Origin of the sequence: Bacillus sp. ISL-41 (assembly GCF_018613235.1) — a bacterium.
Lineage (GTDB): Bacteria > Bacillota > Bacilli > Bacillales > Cytobacillaceae > Mesobacillus.
Window position 1 is genome coordinate 78432 of the sequence record NZ_JAGGQP010000012.1, and the last position, 16087, is coordinate 94518.

13 protein-coding genes and 2 pseudogenes are annotated in these 16087 nt (G+C 36.3%); 7 read left to right on the forward strand and 8 right to left on the reverse strand.

Annotated elements, in window-relative coordinates:
• Positions 1–68: 68 nt before the first annotated feature.
• Complete coding sequence (locus J7I80_RS05830) at positions 69–779, reverse strand: hypothetical protein (protein ID WP_214736528.1); 711 nt, start codon at positions 777–779, stop codon at positions 69–71.
• Positions 758–946 (reverse strand): hypothetical protein, encoded by a 189-nt coding sequence (locus J7I80_RS05835; protein WP_214736530.1) that lies wholly within the window; start codon positions 944–946, stop codon positions 758–760. Before J7I80_RS05835 ends, J7I80_RS05830 begins: the two co-directional genes overlap by 22 nt.
• Positions 947–1586: 640 nt before the next feature.
• Between J7I80_RS05835 and J7I80_RS05840 the strand changes: the two genes are divergently transcribed.
• From J7I80_RS05840 to J7I80_RS05850, 3 genes are read left to right on the forward strand one after another with little or no spacing between them, the layout of a single operon-like run.
• Positions 1587–3368, forward strand: coding sequence for a YfjI family protein (locus J7I80_RS05840; protein ID WP_214736532.1), 1782 nt, complete (start codon positions 1587–1589; stop codon positions 3366–3368).
• A 15-nt stretch (positions 3369–3383) separates the two neighbouring features.
• On the forward strand, positions 3384–3803 hold the full coding sequence (locus tag J7I80_RS05845; protein WP_214736534.1) for a hypothetical protein: 420 nt from the start codon (positions 3384–3386) through the stop codon (positions 3801–3803).
• 58 nt (positions 3804–3861) lie between these two features.
• Complete coding sequence (locus tag J7I80_RS05850; RefSeq protein ID WP_214736536.1) at positions 3862–4251, forward strand: hypothetical protein; 390 nt, start codon at positions 3862–3864, stop codon at positions 4249–4251.
• Between the two features lie 58 nt (positions 4252–4309).
• Here J7I80_RS05850 and J7I80_RS05855 read toward each other — a convergent pair whose 3' ends face one another.
• The 3 genes from J7I80_RS05855 to J7I80_RS05865 all read right to left on the reverse strand — a co-directional run bounded on the left by J7I80_RS05855 (position 4310) and on the right by J7I80_RS05865 (position 6145).
• Positions 4310–4543 (reverse strand): hypothetical protein, encoded by a 234-nt coding sequence (locus J7I80_RS05855; RefSeq protein WP_214736538.1) that lies wholly within the window; start codon positions 4541–4543, stop codon positions 4310–4312.
• Between the two features lie 873 nt (positions 4544–5416).
• Positions 5417–5920 carry a hypothetical protein gene (locus tag J7I80_RS05860; RefSeq protein WP_214736539.1) on the reverse strand — a complete coding sequence of 168 codons (504 nt, stop codon included), beginning with the start codon at positions 5918–5920 and terminating at the stop codon, positions 5417–5419.
• Between the two features lie 51 nt (positions 5921–5971).
• On the reverse strand, positions 5972–6145 hold the full coding sequence (locus tag J7I80_RS05865; protein WP_214736540.1) for a hypothetical protein: 174 nt from the start codon (positions 6143–6145) through the stop codon (positions 5972–5974).
• A gap of 161 nt (positions 6146–6306) precedes the next feature.
• Here J7I80_RS05865 and istA point away from each other — a divergent pair, with 161 nt between their 5' ends.
• Positions 6307–7692 (forward strand): IS21 family transposase, encoded by a 1386-nt coding sequence (gene istA, locus J7I80_RS05870; protein WP_214736541.1) that lies wholly within the window; start codon positions 6307–6309, stop codon positions 7690–7692.
• Between the two features lie 567 nt (positions 7693–8259).
• On the opposite strand, the gene J7I80_RS05875 is transcribed toward istA, so the two are convergent.
• The gene (locus tag J7I80_RS05875; protein ID WP_214736542.1) at positions 8260–8610 is read right to left on the reverse strand and encodes a DUF3221 domain-containing protein; all 351 of its coding nucleotides are present in this window, start codon (positions 8608–8610) and stop codon (positions 8260–8262) included.
• A gap of 188 nt (positions 8611–8798) precedes the next feature.
• Between J7I80_RS05875 and J7I80_RS05880 the strand changes: the two are divergent.
• From J7I80_RS05880 to J7I80_RS23625, 3 genes and pseudogenes are all read left to right on the forward strand, one after another.
• Positions 8799–9083 (forward strand): annotated as a pseudogene (locus J7I80_RS05880) (sortase domain-containing protein); the annotation flags it as partial.
• Positions 9084–9335: 252 nt separating this feature from the next.
• Positions 9336–10136 carry a DDE-type integrase/transposase/recombinase gene (locus J7I80_RS05885; RefSeq protein WP_214736543.1) on the forward strand — a complete coding sequence of 267 codons (801 nt, stop codon included), beginning with the start codon at positions 9336–9338 and terminating at the stop codon, positions 10134–10136.
• A gap of 66 nt (positions 10137–10202) precedes the next feature.
• Positions 10203–10517 (forward strand): Mu transposase domain-containing protein, encoded by a 315-nt coding sequence (locus J7I80_RS23625; protein ID WP_483297686.1) that lies wholly within the window; start codon positions 10203–10205, stop codon positions 10515–10517.
• Between the two features lie 463 nt (positions 10518–10980).
• Here J7I80_RS23625 and J7I80_RS05895 read toward each other — a convergent pair.
• Positions 10981–11625, reverse strand: a pseudogene (locus tag J7I80_RS05895) (right-handed parallel beta-helix repeat-containing protein); the annotation flags it as partial.
• An 867-nt stretch (positions 11626–12492) separates the two neighbouring features.
• Complete coding sequence (locus tag J7I80_RS05900) at positions 12493–15651, reverse strand: S-layer homology domain-containing protein (RefSeq protein WP_214736546.1); 3159 nt, start codon at positions 15649–15651, stop codon at positions 12493–12495.
• Positions 15652–16087 lie beyond the last annotated feature (436 nt).

A 16087-nucleotide genomic window follows, 5' to 3' on the forward strand; every position in this document is an offset into this window, starting at 1 on the left:
AAGCTTACTCCATTACCAATTGATGCTGAGCAACAAACTGATCAATCATCATACCTATTTTCCTATTCTCAAAATAGGAAATTCGCAATAACAAAATCCCCTGTGTCATTGCAGTAATCATCTTTTAACTGATCCTTCCTTTTCCGATCTTCAAATCCTTCGTCACCACCATAAATCTCAACCGCTTGAAAATGACCATGCCCATCGTATTCAATTAAGAATTGTAATTGTTCTTCAGGCGAAAACACCGCGAAATCAAATGGAAGTGGATAACGATCTCGACAATCTACAAAACGATATTGTGTCTTAAAATGCCACTGTCTTCTTTCTAACTCTTTTCTTACTAACTTTTCACCATTCGATTCCCCGTCACTACATAAACGACAATAGGGATGCACTAACATATTTCGAGCAGCAGATAGTTCAAACGTTTGACCACATTCATTGTGCTTAATTTTAATCGGATGATAGGCTCCCAAATACTCGCTTACAACCTTAAATGCATTATCTGAAATCGCTTTTAGTTCCTCTATGTATTGTTCGGTTGTTTTTCGCTGATCTTCGCCTTTATGTTCAAGATAGCAATAACGACAACGATTGCCAGCTAAAAACTTTGACCTCGATATCTGAATACGATGACTACACGCATGATGAATCATTGCCACTGGTGTATCTGTATTTTCATATTCGCCTATATTTTTATATTCCTCTCCTACTAAATCAAGTACTTCTCGTTCAAACTGTTCTTGTGTAATTTTTAGATTACCTGCACAGCACATCGAGGACAGCGAGAACCAGCAAGAAAACAACTAGGGATTGCGTTCCACGTATAGCCACTTTCATGTTGCATCTCAATTGGATGATCAATCAGCTTATATTCTCCTACCACCTTATACGATTCGCCTGTCAGTTCGTAAATATGCTCTTTAAATTCCTCCGTAGTCATCGTATATCCCCTATTACACTTTGGGCATCTTCTACCTCCCAAAAACTTATTAGGTGTTACAGGATAAACAAATCCACATCGTACATGCTTCATTGCCAATTTATTATGAGCCATCACATATTCACCTAACACTTCGTATTCCTCGCCAACAAGTGAAAATACCTCTTGCTTAAATTGTTCAGTTGTTTTTCTTATTCCCATTCCAACAACAAACACCTCTAACATCAGGTTATATTTTAATAACTATTGTTATTTTAATAGATTCACTATCATTTGAACATTGAAAGACTATTTTGTTTGCCTCTCTATTATCGTTTGTTCTCTTTTTTCTCACATTTTTTTATCAAACCTATTCAAATATGAAAATCTGAAGATAAAATGATTTTCGCATTAGATGATGTTTCATTTAATGGATATGTTTTAGGGGATTTAGGTTTTGTTAGGGAAATGGCTATCCCCATTGAAAACATTGTTGCAGCAAGCGTTTTGAGTTATTAGGGGGTTTAGGAAGGCTTGGGATCACTTCTCTCCATCACTGAAAAAATTTTTTTCAATAAAAAGTGATGGAAATGTATTCGAATAGCAAAAAACCACTGCTATCATATTTAAGATTTTCAACCAGAAAGGAAGGTTAACACTTATGAATTATGAAGACAACATACCAGTATTTAAAATGGAGAGAATCGAAGAGGAAAAGGCGGAAATGCGAAAAAACGTGAAGCAAACGTCACTGGGTTCTGGGGGAACATTATTCCATGATGTTCTTTCAGCCTTAAACGAAAATGAAAATTCTAAAATGAATCACAATGAGAACGAACTAGAATGGGATATTCCCATCCCATTTAACACGTATGCCCTTCCCGAGTTTGATAGTGGCATATTCCCTCCAACGATAAAAGAAATGATTGATTCTGTAGCTCATTTCACCCAAACCCCCGTAGACTTAGCGGCTTTTTGCACATTTGGGGTTCTTTCAACTGCTTTAACGAACAAGTTTATTGTCGCGCCAAAGGAGGGCTGGAAGGAACCGTTAAACACTTTCACAACAGTGTTACTTGAATCTTCTAATCGGAAATCTGCTGTATTCAATGCGATGACTGAACCTGTCTATTTGTATGAAAATGATCTTATCGATAAGATGAAATCGGAAGTGGAAAAGAGAAATGCAGAGCGGGCAGCCTTAGAAAAACGGATTGAGAAACTTCAAAATGATTATGGTAAAACAAACGATCCGGCAATCAAGGAAGAAATCAGAGAAGTGGTGACTGAGCTAGAAAAAATCCCTACATTACATTTACCATCTTTGTTACTTGATAATGCTACGGAAGAAATCATTGTCGCTAGACTAAAAGAAAATGAGGAAAAAATAGCCATCATGTCGTCAGAAGGAGACTTATTTGAAAAACTTAAATTAAAAGGTAAAGACCATGATAATTTAGATGTGTATTTAAAAAGTTATAGCGGCGATCATCTTCGTGTAGACAGAGTTACTAGGCCCACTGAGAGACTTGATAACCCATTGCTAACGATTTGTATATCAGCTCAACCTACTGTGATTCAAAGTATGCCAGCTAAAATAAATGATCGTGGATTGATTCCGCGTTTCCTGTTTTCCATACCACAAGATTTTATGGGTTATCGTGATATTTTTGCTTCTCCCGTTCCAAAAGGTACAAGGGATCGCTATATGGCATTAATTAAGAAAATGTTGAATTTCTCTACACAGAAACCTATTGCATTAACCTTTGATAAACAAGCGGAAGACATATTTTTAAAAATGAACGCAAAAGTAGAGGTGAACTTTCGAGAAGGAGGAACATTAAATGACTGTTTAAAGGCATGGGGAGGCAAATTAGTCGGACAACTGGTGAGAATTGCAGGGCTTTTACACGTTTCTACTTATGCAGAAACAGCTACATGCGCGGAAGATATCCCAACAACGATTGATATAGAAACGTTGGTCAAAGCCGTTCAACTAAAAGATTATTTTATTGCTCATGCGGAAAAAGCGTTTGGCATTATGAACCAAAATCAATTACTCGTTAATGCGGAGTTTTTATTAAAGAAGGTACTTGAAAAACAAGAACTCATAATTAGCAGACAGGACATCTGGCAATTAACGAGAAGTAGATTTAAGTTAGCAGAGTATTTTAATCGGGTCTTATATGTACTGGAATCCCGTTCTTATATTCAACGTGTACTCGGTGGGAAACTTGGTAGAAAAGAATTTTTTTACGTAAATCCTTCATTGTTTCAACTAATGAATTTTGACCCTAATCCACCTAATACAGCGCTACCAATTGAAATTAAAGAGAAAAAAGAAGGGAGACCTAGAAACCTAGCCGTTCCTAATCTCCCTAAAAACAAAACTGAAAATAAGCCTATAACACATGATACAACATTGCATCAAAAATATAAATAAAGTAGTGCAAGAACAATGACCATCACTGAAATTCTATATTATCTTGACCTTCACGATATCGACTGTTGGGTAGTGGATGGAGAAGTTTATCTCGACACAAACAATTCTATCCCACTACCAAATATCGATGAAATAAAAAAGAATTTAAAATTAAGAATACTCAACAACGAGTTTGCTAAAAGCCGTGGCTGGCTGGTTGCTCATTTTGGAGAGGTATACCAATATCAATACAGCTTAAACGGACATCTGTTGATCGAACGAAATCCAGATGAAACAGTAGATGTCTACCGTTGTAGATTTGATGTCAGCGGCAAGGCTACACATATAAAAGGGTTAAGTGAAGGCATACCCTTTTCTGAAGCTTACCAGAAAGCACACGCATTTTTAGACTGGTTTTATTTGAATAAGCCTCAATTAACACGAAGACGGTATTAAAACTTGTCTAGGAAGTTTTGTCCTAGACAGCTAACACACCATAGGAGGAAATAAAAAAATGATTGAAGAATATATGTTACATCAAATGATTGATAATTCGATTGATTATCGCATGAGACAAAAAATTATCGGTTTAAAATATGATGACTTGAGCGGTTTTCAGTCTCACGAATTTTTCGGGAATGATGGAAAGCTACTCAATTATGTGTTGGACAATTTAAATTGCTTTCACTCACATTATGAAGTCGATGTAGATGAATTTGAAGAAAACCACTTATTTTATTGGGAAGTCATTGATGATCCCATTATTCCCTATATTATCGGCATTACACCTGAATTCTATCGTAAAACAGTCATCCAAAATCAAAAAGGGTACATCACGCTTCACTATTATTGGAATGCAGATGGAATAGAAAGATGGTATTTACATTTCTTTCACTTAGAATAAATAAAATGAAAGGAGCGTGGCGTTACTACAGCCATGCTCCTTTTTTACATTGTTAGATCTATTCCCACTTCTGAATACTCATCATTTGTCCTTGTGGTAAAATAAATCGGTCATTTTCATCAAACTTTAAAGTCCCCACCGATTGAAACGTATACAACGTCTCTCCTGCTTTGATCGATTCTTGAAAACGAACCTTTGCGATTGCGTGCGCTTCTTCTAATGACAACGCATCAATCACTGCTATTTTCTCATCTCTTTCACCTGTAGAACGAACAACATCATACTGTTGCATTAAAATCCCTCCATATTGTTTTAATATAAAAAAACACCGAAACAAATGTCAGCAATAGTTTCGCCAAACATCCATACCGATGATTTTTACAAAAATACTTCGCCCAAAAGGCAGTTAGATTAATAATTTTTAAAAGAAAGTTTAAAAAAAGATCTTATACTATTATTCTACCTTCAACATCCCTCTTTTTTAACCAAGTTTACAATCGAAGGCTTTTTATTTTTTCCTTGAGCCGTTATGATGAAATAAGATAGGTATTCATGGAAAGGAGAAGTACTGGATGAAGCTGTTACTCTGTTTGCAATATCACGATATCTTTAACCTTGCCTTAGAAGAAAAGGCATGTGGATGCGGATGAACAAGAGGCAAATATATGGACCAATTACATGCAACCTATTCTGGTGAACATGCCATTCCTTTAGGCTTTACTAACACATCGCTCATTATAGCCATTCAAAAATCAACCTGCAGACGGTTTAGGAGAGTTATTCACCGCTTTTGTCATTCCAAAAGAATGTGCAACCTTGTGAAGCTAGATGAAGATTTAGATTGATATCATTTGAAGTAAAAGAGAAAGATGAGGTTAAATAAGTGGACTTCAACAAACTAATGCTATACGCCAATATTCTAGGAATCTGCCTACCAGTAGCCTTAACATACGTGATGATTGCCAATCTAATTGCTGGACTACCCATATATCCATATACAATTGTAGGTTTGGCTTTTGGTTATGCAGTCATGATTAAACGAAATGTGTTGTTTCACGAATTATGGAATAAATGGTTCAAGAAGGATAAATAATAGCCCTAGTTTCATCTTCAAAATCGGAACAAGGGCTACATTTTTTGAAATCCTAAAACATTTTCAATAAATCTATTCATAATCATCAGCACGAATCTTTTTGTACTCTGCAAATTCCTTCTGCAACTTTTCTAAAGAAGTTCCTTCCAACAATTCTGCTTTAATGTTCTCAATGTAAGTAGGTGATACTGCTAGTGCTTCAGCAATTTCATCAACTGTTTTATTTAAAAGGATTAATTTACTTACCGCTATAATATTATCTACCATCTCATTTTGGCGATTATCATTTTTATTTTTCTCCGTTACTTCTTTATGCACTTTCTCCATTTCAACTATCGACTCTAAAAATGATTCCCATTCGGTATCTTCGAGATAGAAAAAATCAAGGTAACTGGAATCCACTTCCTTACCCCAAAAGTCCTGTTCCTTCATTTTTCTTTTTCCGTATCCTTCGTTTTGTACTGTGTACATATGTTGCAAATTTGAAATAAGCTGGTTAAATCGAACGTCGGGTTGTTGCAGCCAGACGGTGTCGAGCAATGACAAGATCCTTTGAATGCGGGCTTTTTCTCTCATGTTTAGTTCCTCGTCTCTTTTTTTTGATTATTATAGCAAAGAAAAAAGGAACTAAGCATGAGAGCCTATATTCCTTTCTAACTCTTCCCCTGAATGATAATGTTTGCCTTGATCAATCTTACCTGTATAGTCTACATCATCAACTGTTATTGATATCACCTGAAATGTACCCGAAGCTCCAATACGTTCAGCTGTCTCATAATCTGCCTGAATCAAAATCACCAAAAGATACCTCCTAATTCATTCTAACTTCACATTCATCATAACCAATCAATCAACAATTAGCCACTATTAGTTATAGAAAAACCCCAAATCGCTTGCCAATACATTCCATCTCCTATAACTTATTTACTAGTTTCATAAATTAGTAGATGGAGATGGTATAAATGGCATTATCACGTACAAAAGAATCACAAATTCTTGATCTTATTCTGGCAGGTCACTCTCAGCGATTTATTGCAGCAAAAGTAGAGGTTTGTTTAGCTACTGTTAATCATCGTGTACAGTTATTCAAAGAAATAGGTTCTACAAAACTTACTTCATCTAAACGTAAGTCTAGGTATCCGCCAATTGAAGAAACGATTAGACAGCGCATTCGCTATTACCTAGCAGTTGAAACAAAAAGGAATCGATTTACAGTCGAACAAGTACATGAAAAATTGATAGACGATGGATTTTCTATTACAAAATCAAAAACAAAGGAATGGCTACGTCAAGAAAGGAATCGTTTAAAGGAGAGCTATCTTGATATTTTTCATGAACCGGGACAAATGGTGCAGTTTGATTGGGGAACAAAGAAAATAAAAATTAATGGCAAGAACCGTACCGTATGCTTTGGAGTCTTTGCATTTCCATATAGCAATTACCGCTATGTGTATGTCACAGAAAAAATGGATGGCCGTTCCTTTGTAAAAGCATTTATTGACTTTACCAAACACATCGGTGGAGTCCATCCTATTCTTCTAATTGATAATATGAAAATTGCAGCTCGTCATAAAAAATATTGTGATCAACAAACGCAACTGACATCATTGTTTCAAAAACTTGAACAACATTACAATATAGAAGTTCGACTTTGCACCCCTTATCGGCCAAATCAAAAGGGAACAGTAGAGAATGCAGTCAAAACTTTAAAAACACACTTATTTGCTTATCAAGCAGATTTTGCGTCTCTTAATGAATTACAAGAAGAAATACATAAAGTCTTCAATCACTTAAATGCAAAGAAACATCATGAAAAAAATGATACGATTATCAATTTACTTAAACACGAAAATCGGTATAAATTTCCTGTTCCAAAGAAACATATGGCTTTTTTCCAAGAAGAAATAAAAAGTGTAAGGAATAATAGTCTGGTTGCATTTGATGGTAACTACTACTCCGCTCCAGAGGAATACAAAGGTGAGAAAATTATCGTCCGATACACAGATCGAACAATCAGACTTGTTACGTTAGATGGAAACCAAGTCTTAGCTAAATATACACGATGCTATGGGAAGAACCAGAAAAAATATCGTGTATGGAATATATTGAATAAGTTGCAACATAAATCAGACGGTTTTGACCAATCAAGAGAAAAAAGGCAATTGCCAAAATGGCTAAAGCATCTATACGAAAAAGGGTTCAACAATAAAGTTGATGAGTTCTTTTTCTTTTTAGAGTTAATCCAAAACTTGAAAAAGAATACGGTCAAGCGAATGCTAAACTGGCATCACGCATTTAAGAAAACCTTGACGGTTGATTCGGCACTTGAATTCGTTTCTAGGTACTAACAATCACTCATCTGTTCCTTGACAAAATAATTGTGCTTTTAAAAAATCGCAATTTTCTTCTCGCAACCCTTTTTTTATCCTTTTGTATTTTCTAATTATTCAGTCATAATACAGTAAGAAAAAAGACGAGAACAGTCATTTTTTTGACCATCCCCGCCTAGTTTTGTTCTATTTTTAATTGTCCATGTGTTCTGGTTTGGAAAAACCTTATCCACCTCCCTTAATTATCATCTTTTACTTCTTTTTTATATTTAATCACAATTCCATTTTCAAACACAATGTACGTGTCACTAAATGAATCTAGTTTACATTGTAAATTCAATGTTATAATTATAATGACAAAGATATTCTTCCTACTTCGGAACAGAGTCGAGTCGGCTTTGCATTAGGAATATCCTATATGGTTCCCTGAATCATATAGAGCGTTACATTTGATTATTGCTACAGTCCAATTGCATGATCAATGAAGAAAGCTCCTCTGATCAGGGAGCTTTTTTTATGAAACTTTTCATGTACGGAATAATTACTCAAAAAGAGATCCAAGCATTACTTGAATCCCTTTTGATTCTATTCGTCTATAATCTTCACTTTTTTCGCACTCACTTTAGGAGGTAAAGATTCTTGCGCTGGGCCAGAGTATATGACCTCAACTTTTTTCCCAACCTCGACCTGTTCATATGTTTTTTTATCGATATAAAAATTCATACCATTATTATCTATGGAAGCAAGGTCTATTAATTCATCTATTGATTTGTTTTTTAATTCACTACTATTTATATTCTTTATAACTAGCATAATATGGCCATTTTCATTTAATTGCTTTTTAGAAACAACAGTCCCAGTAAAGGTATACTTCTCCGAACAAGCAACTAATAATATACAGCAAAAAATTGTTAAAATAAAGAGCCTCCTGTTCATCTAACACCTCCGAAAACGTTATTAATTTGAAACTTTAATGTCTGTAGAACCGGTATAAATAGTAAATCGTGATGTTGATGAGGAATATTTATCGGTAATATCCCAAATCCTTGTGAAAAATCCATAGGTCCAATCTCCACCCGTTGGGTTTTCTCCCCCCATAAGTAGTTTGTGCTAATATAGATAATGATACAGTTTTCCGCCAGCTTGGCAATGTTGGCTAGGATGATTTGCTCGTTGTCTCGACAGATGCAGGAGAATTCACGTACAAGGTAAGAAAAGTAAGCATTGTTGATGTTGATGACAGAACAGTGATCGTTCCTAAACCTCACGCCATACTAACCGTCACCACCTGGTATCTCTTTGATTTCATTGGCGATGCACCCGAGCGATATATCCTTGTTGCAGATTTAATTGAAGAACGAGCAGGGGTTCTCCTGCTCGTTTTTTTGTGTCGGCCCGGTGAGAAGTGATCACAAGAACCGTCCTCATGTCCCAATTCTCATTTAATTCTTTTTACTAGTAAATTTATTAAGGGTAAAAGGATGCATCGACAAAATCTCCCAAAGCACTTGCTAATACCTACCATTTCATCTACAGTATTTGATAGTTTTTAACAAATTCTGTAGGAATGTACGCCCCTTCCACTACAATCAACAGGATGTTAAAAAAATCACCATTGGGCTTTAATAGAGCCGAAAACTAAAGAACTGGAGATGGTAATCATGGTATTATCACGTACAAAAGAGTCACAAATTCTAGACCTCACGCTTGTAGGGTATTCCCAAAGAGAGATTGCTAAACAAGTAGATGCTTGTTTAACAACTGTTAATCATCGTAGTAAATTATTCAAAGAAACAGGCTCAACTCAATTCGTTCCTCAAGAAAGAAAATCTAAATATGAGCCAATAGAAGAAATGGCACGGCAACGAATTCGTTTTTATCTAGCAATAGAAAAGAGGAAGAGTAATTTTACTAATGAGCAATTACATGAAAAGTTATTTGATGATGGATATAGGATCAGTTTCTCTAAGGCAAAAGAATGGATTCGATTGGAACGTAATCGGTTAAAAGAAAGTTACCTAGATATCTTCCATGAACCCGGGCAAATGGTTCAATTTGACTGGGGAACGAAAAGAATAATAATCAATGGTATGAATAGGACCGTCTGTTTTGCTGTCTTTGCCTTGCCGTATAGTAATTATCGCTATGTGTACGTGACCGAAAAAATGGATGGTCGCTCATTTGTTAAAGCTTTTATTGCATTCACAAAACATATAGGCGGAGTTTATCCTATACTGCTCATTGATAATATGAAGATTGCGGCACGTCATAAGAAGTATTGCGAAGAGCAATCACAACTTACAAAGCTCTTTCAACAACTTGAGATTCATTATGGTATAGAAGTAAGGCTTTGTACACCTTATCGACCAAATCAAAAGGATACCGTAGAAAATGCGGTTAAAACATTAAAGACTGAGCTTTTTGCACATTACTCAGGCTTTGCTTCTCTTGCTTACTTATAAGAGAAGATACATACAACCTTCGAGCGCCTGAATGCAAAAAAACACCACGAGAAAAATGATACTATCATAAATTTACTTCAACATGAAAATCGCTTAAAATCCACTGCGCCTAAGAAACATTTCGTCTATACACAAGAAGAAGTGAAATGCGTAAGGAATAATACCCTTGTATCTTTCGATGGCAACTTCTACTCCGCACCAGAAGAATATAAAGGAGAAAAGGTCATCGTTCGATACACAGACCGTATCGTTAGACTAGTAACCTTAGATGATGAGAATGTACTAGCGAAATATTCGCGATGCTACGGAAAAAAACAAAAGAAATACCGAGTATGGAACATACTTAGTAAGCTTCAACATAAATCTGACGGTTTTGACTAATCACGAGAAATACGACAAATGCCAAAATGGTTAAAAGTTCTTTATGAAAAAACATTCAAAAATCAAGGCAATGAATTTATTGTATTTTTAGAGTTAATTCAGAACTTAAAAAAGAATACGGTCAAACAAATGCTCAAATGGCATCAAGCTTACAATAAAACTCTATCGATTAATTCTTCCTTGGAATTTATATTGAGGTGTTAATCAACACCTCTTTGCCCGTTCTTTGACAATTTCCTTTAAAAAATATTCTATTTATTCTCACATCCCCCTTTTTTACAATCATAAAAATTCATAACTTTCAGTTATTATAACCTAAAAATAAGGCAAGAACGGTTATTTCCCCACCATTCTCGCCTTATTCCGTTCTACTTTAAATTGTACAAGTGTTCTAGATTGATAGAATTTTGTCCACTGAAGCCAAACCCAAGCTTATCTAAGTCTCCCAAATAGATAAACCCTATTATGGTTGTAGGACTACAACTTCTTTACCGCTTGCAACACCAGTAAACGTATTGTTAGTCTGGATAGCTGTAACATCAGCAGCCAATGTTCCATTAGGAACAGAAATAGCATCTCCAGCTGAACCATCGCTTAATGCTTTAGGGTTACTAATTGTATTAGAAGAAATGCTTACATCCGCAGTCGGTGCTTGAGAAACATAAATACCATGCTTAGCATCATTTATGTTATTACCTGTTACAGTAGCATCTGTATTAGCACTATCAATTAGGATTGCAGTCCATAAATTGCTAATTGTATTACCTGTAATTGTAATTTCAGCATTGCTGTTACCTGTAATATCACTAATTCCAATTTCGTCAGAATTATTACCAGTGATAACATTGTTTCTAATGACTACACCAGTAACGTCTCCAACCATAATTCCATAAAACCAACCTGGGTAGAATTCTGACGGAGTAATAGATGCATTCTCAATAACCACATCGTTTGCACTGATTTGTAGTCCTTTGCTTAAAGAATTTCCATTACCATCAATAGTTACTGTACGTGTGATATTAACATGACTAGAAAGTGTAACATTTCCGTTTAGAATCACTTCATTGATACTAGAATCTGCTAGCGCAGCTAAAAACTGTGTTTCATTTGTTACTACAGCAACATCGCTATTCCCGACTTATACTGAATATTTCAGCCTTCGTTCCGGGCCTACACCGTGCGTGCGCCTTTCAGCGCACACGGCGTGCTATCAATAGTTCAATTCTCCCTATATAAGTTTAGTATATAACAATACTAAATACCTATATAAAATCCAAAAAATTGAACCAATCATTTCTGATTGGTTCTATTTTGTTTTAAGAACGACATTATTTGGGGAAATAATTCGTCTAGAGAATCTACTACTGACTGCATCCCTTCGCTCCCATCTGTTTTGCCCTATTCCCTATGTTACCATAGAGGTTTAAACGGCAGATGATCAACACTACTACGGATGCGCCGCCATCCTGCTAGCTTCATTGGTGCTAACCCACCTCTTCTAGCAAGACTTCAAACGTTCCATTGGTACCATCCCTCTTTTTGATGACCTTAGGTTTCCACTATTCAGGAATGAGAAAGACCAGGTTAATAGTTAATTCGCTGATCCCCTATAAACCATTTCAGATTTAAGGATGCACATTAAACTCCTAGCTATTCTTAATGTACACTACCTCACCCTGCCTAAACATGGATTCGTCTCCTAACCATAGCCACCTTTTATGGAACCCCGCCTCAACTTTTATGAGTACGACTTCACCTGACTTCATCCCTTTGGCATGTTAGTACCTCACTGGATGCAGGAGGATTAGGTACATGCCCCTAACTATTTAGCATGTATAGGAATTTCACCTATAATATGGTAACAATAGTTCAAAAAAACACCTCATGAATTTAACCATGAAGTAAAGCATGAGGTGTTTTTTGACTTTTTTCACTTACAAAGTAAGTTTATAAAGTAACGTTTCGTTTATTTTTATTAAGGAGTAACTACTGGTGCTTCTGTTAAAGCAGTTTTAGTCTGCTTTGCTTCAAATGCTTTAATAACATTTTCTGCAGCATCATCTAGATAGTTTACTGTAGTCTTTGTAGCAACAGAGAACTTAGTTCCATTTAGCTTATCTAGTGTTGCTTTATCTGCAGCAGTGAAAGTAACTTCCAGCTTAGAATTATCCGTTCCATTAAGGGCAACTGTATAATCTGTACCAGCAACATAAACTTTACCGTTAGCATCAGTTAATACTAAGTCAGTAGCAGCTAGAGTATGCAGTGCATCAAGATTCTCATCAAAATCAACTGTGATAACTGCTTGAATATCAGAAGTACGTGCTAGTGTGATTGGATCTACAGATTCAAGTTCAGGTGCAATAGCATCTGTTACAGATCCAGCTGCAACTGCTGTAACGCTTGTTAGCTTTTGACCTGTGATAGTTTCTAATTTATTGTCAACGATAGCAACTGACATTTTGTCTAGCTCAGTAGTAGACTTGTTAGCTAAACTTTCTTCAGCTTTAACAGTTACTGTTACATAAGTCTTGCCATCTTTAACTTCTACTTTATCAATAGCTGCAACAGTTGTTTTAGTAGTGTCAGCATCACTTCCATCAACTTCGATTCCATCAGCAGTTACAGTCTTAAGTTCAGCATTAAATACTAACTCAAGTTTGTTCAAGCCAATAGCTTCAGCAGTGAATGTAGTTGGTGCAGTATCAGCAGTTATTACTTTATCTGTAGATAATGCAGCATTTACATTACCAGCAGCATCAGCAATACGACCCATTGTAAGTTCAGTAGTTCCAGCTGTAACAACAGCAGCAGGAGTTTCACCACGGTATTTAACAGTGATTTTAACACGCTTGTTGTCTGTGCCGAACAATTCTACTTTATCTCCAGTTGCAAGTGCAGCTCCACCAACAAGGTAGTTATCTTTGTTAAGTGCAGAGTTAGCACCAGATGTAGCAACTGCTTCTGGGAATGTTACGTAAATATATTGTTCCTTAGCAGCTTCGTTAGTTACAACTTTAGCTGTTACTGAAGCTAGGTCAATAGGTGTTTTGTCAGTAACAGTGAACGGAACTGTTACAGCAGTGATTTTGTTCTTAGATAAAGATGTATCAACTGCATCACTTACTTCAATTGTGTAAGTTCCACCAGCTAATTTAGAGCTTAGGTTCAATGTAGCAGTTAACTTCTCGTTATCAAAAGCTACAGGAGTAGCGATTGTTTGAGAAATAGCTTTACCCTCAGAATCTTTGATGGCAAATTTTGCAGTTGCAATGTCAATTTTCTCTGAGAAAGTGACTACTACTTGGTTTTCAGCTTTAGCTTCAACTTTAGTTACAGTTGGAGCTACTTTGTCTGCAGATACAGTAGCTTCTAACTTAGTATCAGAAGCGACAGCATTGCCCCACATGTCTACAACTGGTACGTCACCAACTGATTTTAATACAGTTACTGTTACATTACCTTCAGGTAAGATGAAGTCTTGTGTAGCAGCATCTGAATCAGAGAATTTAAGAGTGAATTTCTTGTTGTCAGTTGTTTCAACAGCAACTGGCTTCCAAGCAGAGTAAGTGTGGTAGAAGAAGTCCTTTGTAAGCGCAGCTCCACCTTTTTGAGTTACAGCTTTATCAAATTCTACTACTACTTCGCTTTGTGAAGCAGAAACCAATTCCACAGTTGGAGCAGTTAGGTCTTTCTTATACTCTAAAGTGAAAGTTTTGCTCATTGCAGCAAAGTTAGCGTAGTCAGAGTATCCACTTACTTTAACTTCGTAAGATCCTTCAGTTAATGAAGAAGCGCTTAATTTTACAGTTAATGTGCGTCCGTCAGTAGAAAGCGTTCTTTCAGCAACACCATAGATACCATTGTTGATTAGTACTTCAGGAGATACTGCTTTAACTGGCTCGCTGAAATTCACTTCAAATGTGTTAGGACCAGTTAGAGTGATAGATTCAGCAACAGGAATAGTAACATCTGTAACATTTACAGTTTTTACAACATCTTCTTCAAGAGCTACGCCATTTTCAAACTTAATTGATTTCTTTGCAGTAACTTCCACATCAGATTGTTGTGCTACTTCTGTAGTTAAAGTTAAAACAGCTGTCTTATTGTCCTCAGAAAGAGTTACAGCTGCTACTGTATTATTTTTAACTGCAAAATCAGTTGTTTTCACATCTGCTTTTGAAACAGCATTATTGAATTTTACAGATACTTCTTTAAGGTTATTCGCACTTACACTCTCAACTGCAGGAGCTACGAATTCAGCTTCAGCAACTTCAACTGTAAGAACTAGTTCTGATACATTACCATCAGCATCTTCTGCTGTGTAAGTGATTGTGTAAGTTCCAGCAACTTTTGTATCGATAGCTTCAAGCTCATTGCCTTCAGCGTCTGTGATAACAGTAGTAACGTCAATGTCTCCGTCTTCAGTGTCAACAGCTGTTACTTCAGGAACAGTGAACTCTGCACCGTTTTCAAGAGCGATTTCTAATTCGCCTTCGTAGTCGAATTCAGGTGTGCCTTCAACAGGTAGTGTGTCAGCACGGAATAAGAAGATCGCGATATCTCCACGCTTGATATACTCAGAAGAACCGAAAGTATCTTCAGTTTTACCTTGAGTGATACCGTATGCATAAAGTCCATCGATGAATTCAGCCCACTGGCCTTTGTCTTCGAATGGAGCTTCTTCTTCAGAAACTAGGCCGTATGCGTTTGAAAGCAATTTAGCCATTTGTCCGCGAGTAAGGTAGTCGTTTACTCCGAATTCTTTAGAAGATTTTCCGTCTAGGATTCCTTCTTCTTTAAGCACAGAAACATATCCATCATAGTAAGTTCCAGCAACGTCTGCGAAACCAGATGGAGCTGCTTCTTTAGCTGCTTCTTCAAGACCAAGAGCTCTTGTTAACCAGATAGCTAGTTCGCCGCGCTTGATGTTGTCGTGAGTTCCGAAAAGCTCTTCTGTCTTTCCGTTTGTGATGCCTTTGTCAAAAAGGTAGTCAACTGCCTCTTTGTACTTTGGTGCTACATCTGTGAAGCTTGATGCAGCTAGTGCAGCTGGAGCTACAGCTGATGCAACTAGAGTTGCTGTTGCAGCAGTAGCTACAAACTTGCGGTAAGACTTTGGTTGGTATGCCATTTTGTGTTTCCTCCCTGTTTTGTAAATAAAGTTTTCTTGTTGCCTCCGGATTGGTAAGATCCAGATTAAACGTGTTGTAAAGTTTTATAGTCTATCTCCTCTGCCAACCTTTTGTCCTGAGTCCGTTTTCACTGTCTATGTATTACGGAAAATCATAAACTCTCAGACTATAAAATTCGACAGACGAAAATAGTTTCACTATACATGTACACTATTTTACCAAACTTGGTTGAGATTTCAACCTTTTTTTACAAATTTCTACCTATAAAATATTTTTTGCTAGTAAATTAGCAAACACATCCTGTTTGTGTGCTATTTACCAGCCACAACACTTTTTCATTATACTACTATTATTCTGAATATGGAAGATTTACCATGGAAGATTATTGTCTAATTAACATAGTAATTGTTTCCAATAATCTAAGACGGAATTAGC